This window comes from Baia soyae, from assembly GCF_004341445.1.
Classification (GTDB): Bacteria; Bacillota; Bacilli; order Thermoactinomycetales; family Thermoactinomycetaceae; genus Baia; species Baia soyae.
Map to the genome: position 1 here is coordinate 1 of NZ_SLXV01000002.1, position 16,675 is coordinate 16,675.

Below are 16,675 nucleotides of genomic sequence, written 5' to 3' on the forward strand. Positions count from 1 at the left end.
AAGATAAAACTAAAGGGCATGAGTCCGGTTCAATACCGAACACATACCCTGCAGATTGCTTAAAACTTCGTGTCTAACTTTTTGGGTTCACTTCAACGAAGCAGGCTTTTGTGTATGTGCCTATAAAGTTTCCAATACGACTTTATCCAAAGATAAACGACTAGTAGGACGGGCAGGCTGGGCTGCTTTCCCGATCGTGATTAGCATTACAGGAACATAGCGATCTGGAATATTAAATTCTTTTACCAATGACTGGCTGTTAAACCCACCCATGGCACAAGTATCAAACCCTTTTGCTTTTGCTGCCAGCATTAACTGCATAGCGGAGAGGCTAGCATTTAGAAAAGCTGCATCACGAGCGTATTGTTTGTTTTGATAAGCACCGTCAATTTGTCCAAGCGTCCGATCATAAACCGCTTGTGTTATCTCTCCTTGCTTGAGGTCCTCGTCATAAACGAGGCGAGCTCCTTGGTTTGCCTCAACATCCCCTAAGATCGCGATCACAACAGATGATTCGGTCACCTGAATCTGATTATAGGCGATCGGAAGTAAACGTTGTTTAGCTTCTTCACTTTGAAACGCTAGGTAACGCCAATGCTGAATGTTCCAAGCGGATGGAGCACTTGCTGCAAGGATTAACAGCTCATCCAATTCTTCTTTTGGCATTTCGTATGTATCATATCGTTTTACACTACCACGAGATAGCATAACTTCTTTTACTGCTTGAAAGTTCGCATTCATTCATATTCCTCCTTAGTACCGTTGTTCTAGTCGTCGTCATATACCTAGAACTATGCTTTACAATCTTTACTTAGTATATAAAAATAAGTACCTAATAACAAGCGTATCTTTCCATATAGAAAGCAAAAAACAAGCTACAGGAACTCTCGCTCCTATAGCTTGTCTACAATCATTTCGCTTTCCTATTTCGTGGAACCTTTGCCAATCAATGAATGTCTGCGAGAGTATCCGAAGTAAACAACAAGTCCAATTACAAACCAGATACCAAATGCGATCCACGTAATCATTTTTAACTGTAAGATGAGGTATCCACAGAATAATATACCTAAGATTGGAACCAATGGCACAAATGGTGTTTTAAATTTACGTGGTAGGTTTGGCTCCGTTTTACGAAGAATTAGAACTCCGATACAAACAAGCATGAAGGCGAAAAGTGTACCAATATTCACCATTTCAGCCAAGTGTTCTAATTTAAATAGTCCACCAATTAGCGCGGCGATAATCCCAACTAACCAAGTTGCTTTATAAGGAGTCGAGTGTTTTTCATCTACATCAGAGAAGAATTTCGGTAATAGTCCATCACGAGACATAGCGTAGAAAATACGAGTTTGTCCATATAACATAACAAGAATAACGGTTGTAAGACCCAAAATAGCTCCTACATCGATAAAACCTGCAACCCAATTCTGTCCTACCTGATCCATTACAAAGGAAGCCGGATGAGCAATGTCTTTAAACTGAGCAAACGGAACCGCTCCGGTCATAATTGCTGAAACAATTACATATAGAAGAGTACAAATCCCAAGTGACCATAAAATCCCACGTGGTAAGTCGCGTTGTGGATTTTTCGTTTCTTCCGCTGCAGACGCTACCGCATCAAAGCCAATGTAGGCAAAGAATACCGTGGCTGCTGCGAGTGAAATCCCACTAAAACCAAATGGTGCATACGGTGACCAGTTACTTGGTTGTACATAGAACACACCAACCAAGATAAAGAGAAGAACAACCCCTACTTTTACAAGCACCATAATATTGTTTAATTTTTTTGAGGCTTGAATCCCAGTAGCTAATAAAAAGGTAATAAATAAAACAATTAGGACAGCAGGTAAGTTAAATAGTGTACCTGCTTGAGCATCATACGCTGCTGTTAATGCTTTTGGTAGATGAAGACCAAATCCAGATAGTAAGTTTTGAAAGTAGCCTGACCACCCTACGGCAACAGAACTAACGGCGAACAAATATTCTAACACTAAATCCCAACCGATCACCCAAGCAATCAGCTCACCTAGTGTGGCATAGCTATAGGTGTAAACTGATCCAGATGCTGGAACCAGTGCTGCAAACTCAGCATAACAAAGTGCTGCAAACGCACAAGCCAAACCAGCTAGTAAGAAAGAAATGGTAAGTGCTGGACCTGCTTGCAAGGCACCTGTACCGGTTAATACAAAAATCCCTGTACCGATAATGGCCCCGATTCCCAGCAAAGCCAAATCCCATGCAGTTAGGTTACGTTGTAACTTTGACTTTGTTTGCGCATCTTGCACAAAACTTTGAATACTTTTTTTACGGAAAAGCCCCGTAGATGATTTCAAGATAAATCCCCCTATTCCCTATAGAGCTAAAACACAACAATTTAAACAATTTAAACGATTAATATTCTATGAAATATTAATATGTGCTAGCTTTACGCCATTTTACATAAATGCTTTTATGTAGTCAAGTGATAATTAGGTGTAAGTTTAATAGGCAATTTATACTAATAGGTATAATCTCCAAACAAAAAGCCGCTTATTCAGCGACTTCTACTTCTACCTCTACTTTTCGGCGAAATGAACCAGGATAGTCTATGACGAGTCCATGTTCATCAATCCAAAACTCTTTGGTAAATCCTTTATATAGATTTTCAAAGCTATATTTCACTAGCGGGCCATTCCGTTTTAAATGCGTATAGCGTTGACATCCTCGTTCGAGAGACAAGCTTGGTACGTCAATATAAACAACAGGCATGGCGTTAGTGGGCCGAATGGGAAAGTGAAGTCGACGAATGGGTAGGATGTTGGTAAAGGGAGAGATGGAAAGGTCGATATCAATACATCCTTCTAGTTCTGCTATCGGATCTCCATCACGATAGCTCCAGTTCCCCTCTCCATCTGAAAGTAGGTGGAGAAACCTGGGCTGTTCTTCATGTGAAACTAGAAGAGAAACTTCTCGCGTCCTCCATTCTTTATCACAAATTAAGTGATATGAGATACAAATAGGATGAACTCCACTAGTTGCTGTGATAACAGAGTTCGCAATAATCTGTGTATCTTTGATATCAAAAGATAGGTGCTCTAGTGTTGATTCATCCCAAGAACGCCAAATTGCATCCATGTGCATGGCAGTCTCCTCATTTCGTTCATAACTCCTTTCTCTATACCCGTTTTTATATGATCCTAATCCGATAATTTATCAAAAAAACAGACCCACTCGATCGTTTTAGAAAAAAAGAGACGGCATAGAAACCGTCTCTTTTTTAATATCGAATTCAATTTTCCAAACGCTTCAAAAGTTGTTCTTGTTCATCCTCATAACCAGGTTTACCAAGCAAAGCAAACATATTGTTCTTATAAGCCTCTACCCCTGGCTGGTCAAACGGGTTCACTCCTAGTAGATAACCGCTAACTCCACAAGCTTTTTCAAAGAAGTAGATCAGATGCCCGACTGTTCGTGGGGTTAGTTCATCTATTCTCAAGACGAGGTTTGGAACACCCCCATCTGTATGAGCAAGCAAGGTTCCTTCAAATGCCTTTGCATTCACAAAGTCTAGGTCTTTCCCTGCTAGATAGTTTAACCCATCTAGATCGTCCTCTGCTTTCTCAATCACGATCTTTTGCGAAGAATGATTCACAAAGAGAACGGTTTCGAAAATCGTACGGAGCCCTTCTTGGATATATTGACCCATCGAATGAAGATCGGAAGTAAAGTTAACCGATGCTGGAAACAATCCTTTCTGGTCCTTCCCTTCACTTTCTCCAAACAACTGCTTCCACCATTCAGAGAAATATTGAAGCGCCGGATCGTAGTTTACCAATATTTCGGTCGTTTTTCCTTTGCGATACAAGGCATTTCTGGCAGCAACATATTGGTAGCATGGATTGGAAGCTAGATCCGGATTTGCGTATTGCTTCTCTGCTTCTTGTGCGCCTTCCATTAATTCTCGGATCGGAATTCCTGATACGGCAATCGGCAAAAGTCCAACTGCTGTAAGAACAGAATAACGTCCCCCCACATCATCAGGGATCACAAATGTTTCATAGCCCTCTGCCGTAGCAAGGGTCTTAAGCGCGCCTCTCTCCCGATCGGTAGTCGCAAAAATCCGTTTCCTTGCTTCTTCTAGCCCATATCGCTTTTCTAGATAATCACGGAATATACGGAAGGCGATAGCTGGCTCTGTCGTGGTTCCCGATTTGGAAATCACATTCACACTTACATCTTTTCCTTCTATCAATTGAAGGAGGTTTGCAACATAGTGAGAACTTATATGATGACCTACAAAGTAAACTTCTGGCGTTTTCCGCCTCTCTTTGGTTTGCATGTTGTAAAAAGAGTGGGACAACATCTCAATTACTGCACGCGCACCCAGGTAGGAACCACCAATTCCAATTACAATTAATACATCCGAATTCGCTTGGATTCGCTCTGCGGCGGCCTGAATTCGGGCAAACTCTTCTCGGTCATATTTAGATGGTAGCTCCACCCATCCTAAAAAATCAGAACCTGCGCCCGTTCCGTTATGTAATTGCTCATGTGCTAATTGAATCGCTGGAGCAAGTTGTGCTACTTCATGATCTCCTAAGAATGGCCTAGCTGTTTGGAATTGAAACTGAATATTACTCATAAATGCCCCCCGTATGATTTTCTCTTTGTGTTATATTGTCCATCTCAAAACATATAAACCCTGAAAGGGAGAGATTTCTTATGTCCTTCGTTCATAAAACCCAAATTTTCTTCATCGGACTATGTTGTAGTCTACTCCTAACGAGTTGTGCACAAGCCAATATCCATATGAATATAAATTGGGACTTATCCGGTACATATAAGTTTCAAATCGTCAATGATCCCAGGCTAAGTAAAATAACAAACTGGCTGTCTGATCATTATAAGCAAAAAGGCTATCTGATCACTCCCATCAAAACAATTGAAGCGGTCGGGTTCTCTGCGGAGAAAAAAGTAAAAAACATCCTAGATACTCCCATCCAGCAAGATTTTCCTGACTTCTCACAATTAATGAATTCATGGACCACGATCCTACAAAGCGATCTTCCTAGCTTACAATCACTAGACTCTACACCAAGTGAAAAAACCAAACCAAACAAGCACTTAACATGGAATTCGGATTTATTTACCACTCAGATCCGATATCGAAACACTGAGCTTGATTTAACCCGTCTACCTGTTAATAAAATATATGCTACCTATCAGCATTATTTTGGAAAAAAGAATGAAACTCCACCTTCTTTACAGTTTCAGATCACTCTGCCTATCGCGCCAGATAATAGCAATGCAAATCAGGCTAGCAATGATGGGAAGACCTTATGTTGGGATTTAAAATTTGGACAAAAAAATCCTATCTTCATGACAGTTGAAATCCCAAATCCTATTACAGTTGGCATCTTATCCTTGTTAGCCCTTCTATTCCTTGGTGTTATCCTCTTCACGACTATAAGAAAGCGAAAAGGGGCTGGGAAATAAAAAAGCCCCTCATCCAGTATACATCCTAGACGAGAGACTTTCGTGCCCATTCGGTTATCTTATGCTATGCACTCATCACAAAATCTATGCAAGATGAACAGGTTTCAGCAATTCCCAATCCCCGTCAAAGGAATAAGCGGCAGGTCCTGTCATATAGACATGATCATCTTCTACTCGCCATTCGATGAGCAGATCCCCACCTTTTAGATGAACAGTAGCCTTACGGTCAAGCCTTCCTTTACGAGCTGACGCTACCACCGTAGCACAAGCACCCGAACCGCAAGCATACGTCTCTCCCACTCCTCTCTCCCAGACCCGCATCTTGACAGAGTTAGCATCTTGGATCGAGATAAACTCTACATTGGTACGGTTGGGAAAGTTGGGATGACTTTCGATTAGCGGACCGTACTGATGAAGAGAAAACTCCGCCAAGTCCTCCACTTCAATCACAGCATGTGGATTCCCCATGGATACAGCACTGTATACAAATTCACGATCTTGCACCACCAATTGCTCTTCTTGGGCAATGGTTTGGGTTGAGATCACAGGAACTTGGCTCGCTTCCAAAATCGGCTGACCCATATCCACACGAACTTGGGTCACTTTCCCTTCTCTAACTGTAAGCCAAACTGGCTGGATGGCTCTTTTTGTTTCGATCGTAAGTTCTGCTTTTCCACTTGATATCCGCTCATAAAAATACTTTGCAACACAGCGAATCGCATTTCCGCATTGCTCTGATTCGCTACCATCTCCATTAAAAATGCGCATCTGACAATCGGCTACCTCAGACGGCAAGATGTATACCAAACCATCTGCCCCGATTCCTGTATGCCGATTGCAAACCGCGACAGCAAGTTGAGCTATATTTCCCGGCACACCTTCGCGATCTACTACGACCACGAAATCATTACCAAGACCATGCATTTTCGTAAAACGCATAAGGAAATCCCCTTTTATGAGAAAGATTAACTCACTCAACATATCAAAAAATATTTATCCTGAAAAGAGGATATAAAAAAATGAACAGACAGATGAACTCGATTGGTTCACATGTCTGTTCGTTATCCGGAATTAATTCATTCTTAACTTAAATACCTTGCGGACTGTGAGGGCCACCGAATCTAACAAACCCGCACAGAGTACAGGTAGTGAAGCCGTAACGGTAACGAGAATCCAGTCTCGAAGTCCAATAGGTACCGTATGGAAGATTGGTTGTAGGGGTGAATAGTAAATGACCGCTAACAACAAGAGTACCGACGAAGCTACTGCCAAGAGCAATGCCTTGTTATTAAATGGGTTTCTCTGAAAAATCGTTCCTTCTGAGCGACAGTCGAATACATAGATTAATTGGGCCATAACCAATGTAGCAAAAGCGACTGTTTGTGAGACGACGAGATTCTCAGGATATTGCATAAAAGTTACCCAAAAAGCGAGTAGCGAGCATGAACCGATTAGTAATCCGCGTGTGATAATCTTCCAACCTACTCCCCTAGCAAAAACACTTTCACGGCTGTTTCGAGGAACACGAGCCATCGTATTTTCCTCAGCAGGGTCTACACCCAGTGCCATCGCAGGTAAGCCATCTGTCACCAGGTTCACCCATAAAATCTGGATCGGTAACAGCGGTAAGGGAAGTCCTGCTAACATCGCAAAAAACATCACTAAAATCTCACCCACATTACTAGCTAACAAGTAGCTAATAAACTTACGAATGTTATCGTAGATATGCCTACCTTCTTCAATGGCAGAAACAATCGTTGCAAAGTTATCATCAGCTAATATGAGCGAGGAAGCTTCCTTACTCACATCCGTGCCAGCCACTCCCATGGCAATGCCGATATTGGCTGCTTTTATCGCTGGGGCATCGTTTACACCATCACCCGTCATCGCCACTACGTGACCAGCTTGTTGCAGAGCTTTTACAATCCGCAATTTGTGTTCAGGAGAGACTCGCGCATACACATCAATCTCGTTGACCCTATTTTGTAGTTGTTCATCACTCATCTCGCTTAGTTGTTGCCCGCTAATTGTTAACCCGGATGTTGATTTAATCCCCAATTCATACGCAATCGCCTCCGCTGTCGCTTGATGATCACCTGTAATCATAATCGTTTTAATGCCCGCATTTCGGCATATTTCAATCGCATCTTTTACTTCCGGGCGAGGTGGATCAATCATTCCAGCTAGTCCGACAAAGACCAATTTCTCCTCAAGAGCCATTTGAGAACTTTGTTGTTCCCCTTTTCCCACTTCTCGGTAAGCAAATGCTAGGTTACGCAGTGCCATACTTGCTAGGTTTTCATTTTGCTCTTGGATTTGCTGGCGAAGCTGGTCTGAAAGATGGGTAACCTTCCCTTGAACGAGAGCATACGTACAGCTTTCGAGTAACACATCGGGTGCTCCTTTTGCATAGAGGAAACATTGGCCCGATGGGCTGGTTAAAAGGACCGACATCCTTTTTCGTTTCGAATCAAACGGGAACTCTCTCATTCGTTTCCATGAATTTGTTAAAACATCTTGATATAAGCCTGCTTTTCCACCGGCAACTAGAAGAGCTCCCTCAGTTGGATCACCATCTATTTGCCAAGTATCCACCTGATCTGGCCCCGTACGCTCTAACACAGCGTTATTGCACAGTACCGATATTTCTAACAATCGGGTAATACCTAAGTCTTTTTGAGGGGAGATCACTTGATTTTGGATGCGAAAGAAGTCTTTATGAGCCGAAACATTGGGATCTACTTCCACTTCTTTTCCCAACGTCCATAGCCTGGTAACCGTCATCTTATTTTGAGTCAATGTGCCTGTTTTATCTGAGCAAATCACCGTTGCACAACCTAACGTCTCCACAGAAGGTAACTTGCGTACGATTGCTCTTCGCTTAATCATGCGCTGAACTCCCAACGCCAGAGCGACTGTTACAATCGCTGGTAACCCTTCTGGAATCGCGGCAACCGCCAAGCTCACACCGGCCAAAAACATTTTGTACATCTCTTGCCCGTGCCAAATCCCAGTTCCAACTACCACAGCGGTCAAAAAGATGGAAGCCACGATTAACACTTTCCCTAATTGTTCCAACCGTCGTTGCAAGGGTGTTTCTGTGGATTCTGTTGCTTGAATCAGATGCGCTATTTTCCCCATCTCAGTCTGCATACCTGTACCCACTACCAGACCCATGCCCGTTCCTTGAATCACTAGGGTCCCCATATATCCCATGTTTTTTCGATCACCTAATGGCACATCGGCACGGGGTAAGCGACTTGATATTTTTTCAACAGGTAGCGATTCTCCTGTCAACGCTGACTCTTCTACACGTAGCGAGATCGCCTTACAGAAGCGAACATCGGCTGGAATCCGATCTCCACTTTCGAGAAAAATAAGATCACCTGGAACTAATTCCTCAGCTGGAATTCGGACCCATTTCCCTTCTCGCATTACGCGAGCAGTAGGTGAAGAAAGCTTTTTAAGCGCTGCTAGCGATTTCTCCGCTTTTATCTCTTGAATAAATCCTAGAACCGCATTTAACGCCACAATCGCAATAATCGCGATCGCATCTGTATACTCACCCAGTAGCCCTGAGATCAAGGTGGCTGCCAGCAGGACCAGCACCATAAAATCTTTAAATTGATCTACAAAGACAGATAATAAGGAGGCTTTTTCACTTTCACTAATCTGGTTCGGCCCTATTTGTTTGAATCTTTTTTTAGCTTCATTTAGGGTAAGTCCCTTTTCTGAATCAACTCTCAGCTCTTGTGCGACTCGTTCTGGATCAAGATCAATCCACTGGTTTGTGTCCGACACACATCGTTCCCCCTTTGTCCCATTTTGCTCTATACATGCTATTCAGGGACAAGTCAGTTCATTCGGACGAGTTATGATTGATTTCATACATTCAAATAAATATTTGACTGATAAAAAATGAAAGAATATAATAACATTCAAACAGATACTTGAATATAAAGGATTGAGTATACATGAAACCATCCTCTCTCGAATCAACAGAACAATGCGAAGTAGTCTGTGTTGATGAGCCGAAAGTGGCACGAATTCAACAAGATTTGCAAGCGGAAGATTTTGAAGGCACTGCACAGCTGTTTAAAGCCTTGGCCGATCCAACGCGACTAAAAATCGCTTACGCCATCCATCAAGAAGGGGAATTATGTGTTTGTGATGTAGCCGAAATCATTTCATCCTCTATGGCGACCGCTTCCCACCATCTGCGACTGCTTAAAAAAATGGGGCTTGCGAAGATTCGAAAAGAAGGAAAACTCGTATACTACTCCTTAGACGATGACCATGTAAGCCAATTAATACAACTAGCTTTTGTCCATCAAAAAGAGGTGAGATAGAATGTCTCAACATGATATGACTCAAACAAAACAGGATGAAACTGTATATCGATTAGATAATCTAACTTGTGGCTCTTGTGCGGCCAAATTCGAAAAAAATGTAAAATCCCTTCCAAATGTACAGGATTGTCGGGTCAATTTTGGTGCTTCGAAAATGACAGTCTGCGGGAAAGCAACGATTTCTGAACTAGAAGAAGCAGGTGCTTTCGATCAAATTAAAGTTCGAGAAGACCAGCAATGGATTGCGGAAACGAAAAAGGTACCTTTTTGGAAGAATCGAGAAAATATTCAACTCCTTTTATCTGCGGTGTTGTTACTTCTAGGAGCTATCTCCTCTTCTACTTCTGGAGAAAAGGCGGTCCTAACGATTGCTCTCTATATTGGCTCCATCGTAATAGGTGGCTGGAGTCTTTTCTTAAGTGGATTGAGAAACCTAGTTCGCCTAGAATTTGATATGAAGGTTTTAATGACGATTGCGATACTCGGAGCCGCGGCGATCGGCGAGTGGAGTGAAGGCGCAACGGTTGTCATCCTCTTTGCCATAAGCGAATCATTGGAACGGTATTCGATGGAACGCGCGCGAAAATCGATTCGTTCTTTGATGGAAATCGCACCTAAGCAAGCAACCATTCGGCGGGATGGAAAGGAAATCACTCTCTCAGTCGATGAAATTCAGGTGGGCGACCTTATGCTTGTAAAACCTGGGCAAAAAATCCCGATGGATGGAAAGATAAATCTTGGTTCTTCCTACATCAATCAGGCACCGATCACGGGTGAGTCTATTCCAGTTAGCAAAGATGTAGGGGACGATGTCTTCGCCGGAACGATTAACCAAGAAGGCTATTTGGAAATCCAAGTAACCAAACGAGTAAAAGACACGACGCTTTCTAAAATTGTGCACCTTGTAGAAGAAGCGCAAGCAGAGCGGGCTCCTGCCCAAGCGTTTGTAGATCGTTTTGCTCGGTACTATACACCGGCGATCATGCTACTTGCCTTGCTGATCGCCGTCCTCCCCCCACTCTTTATCGGCGGGTGGTCCGAATGGATTTATCGGGCTTTAGCACTACTGGTCGTAGGTTGTCCTTGTGCTCTCGTGATTTCGACTCCTGTTGCCATCGTCACTGCAATTGGAAATGCGGCTCGTCATGGTGTGCTTATCAAAGGCGGAATCCATTTAGAAACAGCAGGATCGATTGACACCATCGCCTTTGATAAAACAGGAACTCTGACCAAAGGAACTCCAACTGTTACCCACTTTGAAATGTTATCTGAAGTAGAATCAAAAGAATCACTTCTCGATATTGCTTATGCTTTAGAAAGAAACTCCCAGCACCCTATTGCAGCCGCGATTTCACGCTATGCACAGGAACAAGGGAGTCAAACGGAAAAACAAGTAACTGCGTTCACGTCCGTCACAGGCAAAGGAGTCGAGGGTAAGATAGATGAAACACTCTATCGCTTAGGAAAACCTTCTTATATAGCAGAATCGCCCACAAACTCCCTTCCAGAATCGATTCAACAAGCAGTCGAAAGGCAGCAAGCAAAAGGGCAAACCGTTATGTTGCTAACAAATGAACAGCAAGTACTAGCATTGTTTGCTGTTCAAGATGAGATTCGCTCAAACAGTGCAGATGTGATTCAACAATTGCACCGTGTTGGGATGAAACAAACGGTTATGTTAACAGGCGACAATCAAGCAACGGCACAGGTTATTGGTGAGCAACTAGGCATCAGTCAAATCCAATCGGAGCTTTTACCAGAAGATAAGCTTGCTCAGATTCAAGCGTTGCGGAATCAAGGGGCTAAGGTTGCGATGGTAGGAGACGGGATTAATGATGCGCCTGCGCTTGCAACTGCTAATCTGGGAATTGCGATGGGGGGAGCTGGTACGGATACAGCCCTCGAGACAGCAGACATCGCTCTCATGGGAGATGATTTGCAGAAGATCCCGTTTACGATTCGGTTAAGTCGTAAAGCTCTTCGGGTGATTAAGCAGAATATCACGTTTGCATTTGGCTTAAAGTTGTTAGCTTTGTTGTTGATTATTCCGGGGTATTTGACTTTATGGATGGCTGTGTTTACGGATTTGGGTGGGACTTTGATTGTGACAGCTAATGCGTTGAGGCTTTTGAGGGTTAGAGAAAAGTAAGACGCATAGTTAAAGTAAAACCAAAATGATGGGCTTATTGAAAAAAGAAAGCCCGGGGCATGTATCTGTCTACAGCTCAAATAGTGAGCCAGCGAGGATGTCAAGAACAAGTCCGCTCCGCCCTTCTCCGCTTCGGGCAAGTGGCAAAACTCGCAAAGAACACTCAGACATTGCCACAAAACGCCCTTGCTTCGAAGGACTGCGCTAAGCAGGCTCACTAACATCACTATAGCCAGATACATTGCCCCTAGCCTATTCCATTTACTCGTTATTCAGCAGGCTTAACGTTATATAGAGCACTACAAAGATCAAAAGAAGCTAGTTGTAAAAAGCTAGCTTCTCCTTCTTTTATTAATAGAAGCCGCAATATTCGTGATAAAATAAGAAAACGCAGACTGCACAAGAATCGAGGTACATAGATGGAAGCATCTTCATTCTTTGAAAGAACGGATCGTCTGATTTTAAGGAGATTTAGTACAGGTGACATAGAACCTTTTCATCTCTATCGTTCGAATCCGGAAGTGGCTACTTTTCAGTCGTGGGAAGATTATCAATATCATGAGGCGCAAGTGTTTGTAAATCAACAGATCCAAAATCATCCTAATCAACCGGGGAGTTGGTTTCAGTTTGCTGTTGCTTTATCTGGTACAAACCAACTAATCGGCGATTGTGCTCTCCACACACCTTTAGTGGAACCTCGGATCGTAGAGATTGGATTTACTCTTTCTCCAGAGTATCAAGGGAATGGATACGCGACTGAGGCTGTTGGTGCGTTATTACGATATGTATTTCATTCACTAGGAAAACATAAGGTAATCGCCTTCTCCGATGTTCGAAATAGCAAATCGATTGCTGTTTTAGAACGAGTAGGTATGAGACGTGAAGGTCATTTATTACAAAACTATATGTCAAAAGGACAATGGATTGATGAGTATCAGTATTCGATATTGAAGTCTGAGTGGGAGAGATAAGAAAAAGATGAATTGAAGTTACTCATAAAAAAGAATGGATTCGATCACGACAGATCGATAACCCATTCTTTTCATAATCCTCTAATATTTTTTAGATGCTTATATCTTCGCAAAAGAAAAATTATTCCATCGGTGGATCGTTTACAAAATTAGTCATAATTTTTCCCCCTTCTTTGCGAACTAATGTTAGAACATCGACGAGAGTATCTGTGTAATTTGTGTATTCCGTTGATCTCAAGTGTTTGGATACACTAGACAATAGTAATAGGATGTCACATGCAGACTCATCAAGTGTGGATTTTTGTGCAATTTTCCATGCTTGCTCCAAAACAGGATAAGCTTTTTCATACTGCTCTCTTCGATAATACAGGTCTCCTAGTGCTGTCAGAGCTTTACATAGTCTGTACTCATCGTCATCCCCTATTTTAACAGCATGTTTTAAATTTGTCTCTGCCATCTTCCATTCCCCTTGACGTGAATAAACCTTTCCAAGCTGGGTATATGTTGTAATAGCTAACGATTTACGAGAGATTTTGGACTCTAATTCGTTTGCCTTTTGATAATAAAGCTTAGCAACCTGTAGCTTACCTATGCCTGCATTGGCTTCTCCTAAAGACGAAAGCAACTCAAAAATTCGATCTATATTTGAGTCAAGCTTCGCAAAGGTAAGTCCTTCCTTCGCTATCGGAATTGCTTTTTCATACAAGCCCATCTTGTTTAATAATTCCACTCGTATCTGAATCAGGTTTAGTAGTCCATTAGAAAACCAGACATAATTCCCTCTGTTTTCCCAAGTTTCCTCTACTAGTTGAAGTGCTTCTGCATTTCGATCCAATTTCTCCAGTACAGAGGCTTTCATAATCGTTAGCATATAGGCTAGATGACTTCGCTCTCCATCTGATTGAAACGATTTAAGCCCAATTTCAATAGCTTTGAGTGAGCTATGAAGCTCATTTTGTAGATGCAACATCCTACTCATACCGTAGTAACACGATGCTATTATATTCTGTTGCAACATATTTGGAGCAGAATATGCCTCCTTAGGTAATATTCAACTGAATCTTGATATTTTTCACTAGCTTCAGCTTGTTTAGCCTTCGCATAATAACGTAATACCGTTAATTCTGGATTACGTCCATGTAGATGAACTATTTTGGATTCATACTGCCGAAACATCTCCATCGCTTGGTCGGGATGAATGCGCATCTCTAAGTCAACTAGTTGAAAAAAATCATCTAAATCCACCATTTCCTCCAATACTTGTTGAGATTGATATTTTGAAATGTCTATTCCATAAAATCTACAGATCTTTTCAATGGTCTCGTACTTTACTCTCTTATAGCCCTTTTCGATCAGGTATAAATTAGATGCTGAACAACCTGTCAAGTCATCTACCTCTTCTTGTGTGAACCCCCTCTCCTTTCTTGCCTTTTCAATGGCTTGTCCCAATTCTTCGGTCACATAAAAAAATAACTCCAAAATTTTTCACTCCTTTCTGATTCATTTTGCCGATTTCCAATGGATTTTATAGTTAGAAGAGTATGGATGAACTGGAATGAAGCACTCGGAAAGTTATTCTAGATTTTTTTATATGTAATCGGCATTTAAATAAAAATATTCCAAATTTTATACTCTTTGATTGTACCATAGTAAGATAAAGTTGCAAAAACAAACTTATTGGAATCAACGGATAAGTACTTTTATTCAATCCATAAAATTTTCTGAACAAAAAGTTGTAAAGGTAGGGATTAGCCATGTTAGAGTTTCGAGTTACAGGCTCAAAAGAACAAATTCGATCCTTTATGTACGAGTTTTATCGCAATCCAAGCATTAAAGTACTGGAGCAAGAAACTGGATACAAAATCAAAGATGGGGAAGTTCAACCGAGTGTAAAGTGTTCCATCCATCACCTTCCCGAACGACGAATGAATCTGATCCAGATTATTACCACTGGTGGAGAGAAAATTGAATTTAAATTATTTGATATGGTACAAGCCAGAATTAGTGAAGGCGTAAAAGTATTTGCAGGAAGATCCGTTGACATATTCAGTGTAATTAAAGAAGAAAAAGAAGCCTTCGAGTTGTGGAAGAGGCTAAAAAAAACCTTTGATGAACAAAGTTAGCATCTACAAGTGAAAGGAGGGATTCACATATAGGGACAAATCAAACTAACTACTGCAGGATATCTTTGGAGAGAAGACAAATTTATACATGAGAGAAGGCGTTCTCGTTGAAAAAATCAAATAAAATGATTATTTCATTTGCGTGTACGGTTGCTCTGCTTCTACCGTTTGTACCAGCTCATGCACAAACTGACACCACTCCTACAAGAAAGCCACCAAGTGGTAATTTTTGTGGACCGGATGATAAGAATCCTAACGGAAATCAAGGGAGAGACATTAAATATTTTAAACCAGAAAAGGAAATCTCTTCTCCTCCATCCCGTTTCTTGACTCCCAATCTATTTGACAAGTACACATTCCAACGTGAAGCCCGTGCATGTTGGGTTCCGACTACTATTGAATCCTATTACAATTCTTTAAGCGTACCTGTAAACTACAAGTTTACAAGTAAAGCCACTAGGTCAACCACCTTTGATGTAGGCGTAAGCGCTAATTTCCATGAAGCATTCTCTGCATCTATGGGATACTCTGCTCAAAATACAGTAGAAAAAAGCTCTGAATTTTCCGTATCTGTCAAGCCTCATACTGGTGTGAAGCTTGAAGCATCTCCATCCGTTATGGTCATCACAGGAAAATGGTCTTACTTAACAGGTAGCCAGCAAGTTCAAGCCTATTATCCAACTCATATTACATGGCTAACATCTCGTAAGTGATGTCGAATGTCAGTTTAAATCAATGATGCCCCTCTCTCAGAGGGGACTTTTATTATGGAGAGTGGTCGAAATGAAAAAGGTGCAATATTTGTTACTCATTTTATTGTTGTGGAGTAGTGGTGGATGTAACCCCGAAGCAAAAGTAGATACTCAACAGAAAAACATATTCCAAGTTACAAAGAACGAAAGTAGTTATGAATCGTTCTGGAAAGTAGGGAATGAAAACAAATTTATTATGAATCTAGCAATAAACCATTCAGCTGACATGAACATACAAAAAGAAGACTTTAAGTCCATTGAACTTCTACCGGCAACCAATATCGTAAAAGTTGAAGGTTTCAACATGGAAAAAAATACTCCGTTACCCGATCTGCAACAAAAAGGTTTCTTCATCTATGCAATTACCCAAGCAACAGGCAAGCACACGTTTCATAAGATAGTTTTCCATTCAAAAGACGGGAACAAAAAAGAATTGGACATTGGGAATCTTACGATCAATGTACACGACGGCATCTATTCAGGAATACAGCCTTTAACTAAAGGGGCAGGTGTTTTCTCCAAAACCAGACCCTTGATCCTAAATGCTAGTAATGAGAATGATTACCCAGTAAAAGTAACAGGTGTTTTAATTAACAACCCCAACATAAAATTTACGGATAGCGATATCAAGGTGACACTCAATGGAAAAGAGCAACTTTTTTCGAAAGGTGGCTATATACTCAAGCCTAAAGAACAATTGCCCATCCAGATTAATTGGGAAGTCGTGCCTCCTCCTAATCAGATACTCAATATCGATGTAAGGCCACTCATCGTTAGCGAATACAAAGGAAAAGTGGAATATGCAGATATCCCTAACATGGTTTTTCGGAACGACTTTTCAGAGGATAAACCATAA

Annotated in this window: 15 protein-coding genes; 7 read left to right on the top strand and 8 right to left on the bottom strand. The window is 41.5% G+C overall.

Going from position 1 to position 16,675, the window contains the following annotated elements; all coding sequences use genetic code 11:
- Positions 1-120: 120 nt before the first annotated feature.
- The 4 genes from EDD57_RS00880 to EDD57_RS00895 all read right to left on the bottom strand — a co-directional run bounded on the left by EDD57_RS00880 (position 121) and on the right by EDD57_RS00895 (position 4,621).
- Complete coding sequence (locus EDD57_RS00880; protein ID WP_131847414.1) at positions 121-741, bottom strand: nitroreductase family protein; 621 nt, start codon at positions 739-741, stop codon at positions 121-123.
- Positions 742-923: 182 nt separating this feature from the next.
- Complete coding sequence (bcaP, locus tag EDD57_RS00885) at positions 924-2,336, bottom strand: branched-chain amino acid transporter BcaP (RefSeq protein ID WP_424205058.1); 1,413 nt, start codon at positions 2,334-2,336, stop codon at positions 924-926.
- Between the two features lie 193 nt (positions 2,337-2,529).
- Positions 2,530-3,114, bottom strand: coding sequence for a putative glycolipid-binding domain-containing protein (locus tag EDD57_RS00890; RefSeq protein ID WP_165873618.1), 585 nt, complete (start codon positions 3,112-3,114; stop codon positions 2,530-2,532).
- A 154-nt stretch (positions 3,115-3,268) separates the two neighbouring features.
- Positions 3,269-4,621, bottom strand: coding sequence for a glucose-6-phosphate isomerase (locus tag EDD57_RS00895; protein WP_131847420.1), 1,353 nt, complete (start codon positions 4,619-4,621; stop codon positions 3,269-3,271).
- An 80-nt stretch (positions 4,622-4,701) separates the two neighbouring features.
- On the opposite strand from EDD57_RS00895, the gene EDD57_RS00900 reads away from it, so the two are divergent.
- Complete coding sequence (locus EDD57_RS00900; RefSeq protein ID WP_131847422.1) at positions 4,702-5,475, top strand: DUF3153 domain-containing protein; 774 nt, start codon at positions 4,702-4,704, stop codon at positions 5,473-5,475.
- A gap of 84 nt (positions 5,476-5,559) precedes the next feature.
- Here EDD57_RS00900 and dapF read toward each other — a convergent pair whose 3' ends face one another.
- Together dapF and EDD57_RS00910 are read right to left on the bottom strand one after the other, a co-directional pair.
- A complete protein-coding gene (dapF, locus tag EDD57_RS00905; RefSeq protein WP_131847424.1) occupies positions 5,560-6,414 on the bottom strand; it encodes a diaminopimelate epimerase in 855 nt (284 codons plus the stop codon).
- A gap of 132 nt (positions 6,415-6,546) precedes the next feature.
- The gene (locus EDD57_RS00910; protein ID WP_131847426.1) at positions 6,547-9,276 is read right to left on the bottom strand and encodes a calcium-transporting P-type ATPase, PMR1-type; all 2,730 of its coding nucleotides are present in this window, start codon (positions 9,274-9,276) and stop codon (positions 6,547-6,549) included.
- Positions 9,277-9,449: 173 nt separating this feature from the next.
- On the opposite strand from EDD57_RS00910, the gene EDD57_RS00915 reads away from it, so the two are divergent.
- The 3 genes from EDD57_RS00915 (at position 9,450) to EDD57_RS00925 (ending at position 12,944) form a co-directional block, all read left to right on the top strand.
- Entirely contained in the window at positions 9,450-9,824 is a 375-nt protein-coding gene (locus EDD57_RS00915; RefSeq protein ID WP_131847428.1) for an ArsR/SmtB family transcription factor, read from the top strand.
- A 1-nt stretch (position 9,825) separates the two neighbouring features.
- A complete protein-coding gene (locus EDD57_RS00920; protein ID WP_131847430.1) occupies positions 9,826-11,973 on the top strand; it encodes a heavy metal translocating P-type ATPase in 2,148 nt (715 codons plus the stop codon).
- 419 nt (positions 11,974-12,392) lie between these two features.
- Positions 12,393-12,944: a GNAT family N-acetyltransferase gene (locus EDD57_RS00925; protein WP_131847432.1), complete on the top strand. Its 552-nt coding sequence runs from the start codon at positions 12,393-12,395 to the stop codon at positions 12,942-12,944.
- 121 nt (positions 12,945-13,065) lie between these two features.
- Here EDD57_RS00925 and EDD57_RS00930 read toward each other — a convergent pair whose 3' ends face one another.
- Together EDD57_RS00930 and EDD57_RS00935 are read right to left on the bottom strand one after the other, a co-directional pair.
- Complete coding sequence (locus EDD57_RS00930; protein WP_165873619.1) at positions 13,066-13,911, bottom strand: tetratricopeptide repeat protein; 846 nt, start codon at positions 13,909-13,911, stop codon at positions 13,066-13,068.
- Positions 13,912-13,943: 32 nt separating this feature from the next.
- A complete protein-coding gene (locus tag EDD57_RS00935; protein ID WP_165873620.1) occupies positions 13,944-14,423 on the bottom strand; it encodes a helix-turn-helix domain-containing protein in 480 nt (159 codons plus the stop codon).
- Between the two features lie 275 nt (positions 14,424-14,698).
- On the opposite strand from EDD57_RS00935, the gene EDD57_RS00940 reads away from it, so the two are divergent.
- The 3 genes from EDD57_RS00940 (at position 14,699) to EDD57_RS00950 (ending at position 16,675) form a co-directional block, all read left to right on the top strand.
- Positions 14,699-15,067: a hypothetical protein gene (locus tag EDD57_RS00940; RefSeq protein ID WP_131847438.1), complete on the top strand. Its 369-nt coding sequence runs from the start codon at positions 14,699-14,701 to the stop codon at positions 15,065-15,067.
- Between the two features lie 107 nt (positions 15,068-15,174).
- Positions 15,175-15,780 carry a hypothetical protein gene (locus EDD57_RS00945; RefSeq protein WP_131847440.1) on the top strand — a complete coding sequence of 202 codons (606 nt, stop codon included), beginning with the start codon at positions 15,175-15,177 and terminating at the stop codon, positions 15,778-15,780.
- Positions 15,781-15,850: 70 nt separating this feature from the next.
- A complete protein-coding gene (locus EDD57_RS00950) occupies positions 15,851-16,675 on the top strand; it encodes a hypothetical protein (protein ID WP_131847442.1) in 825 nt (274 codons plus the stop codon).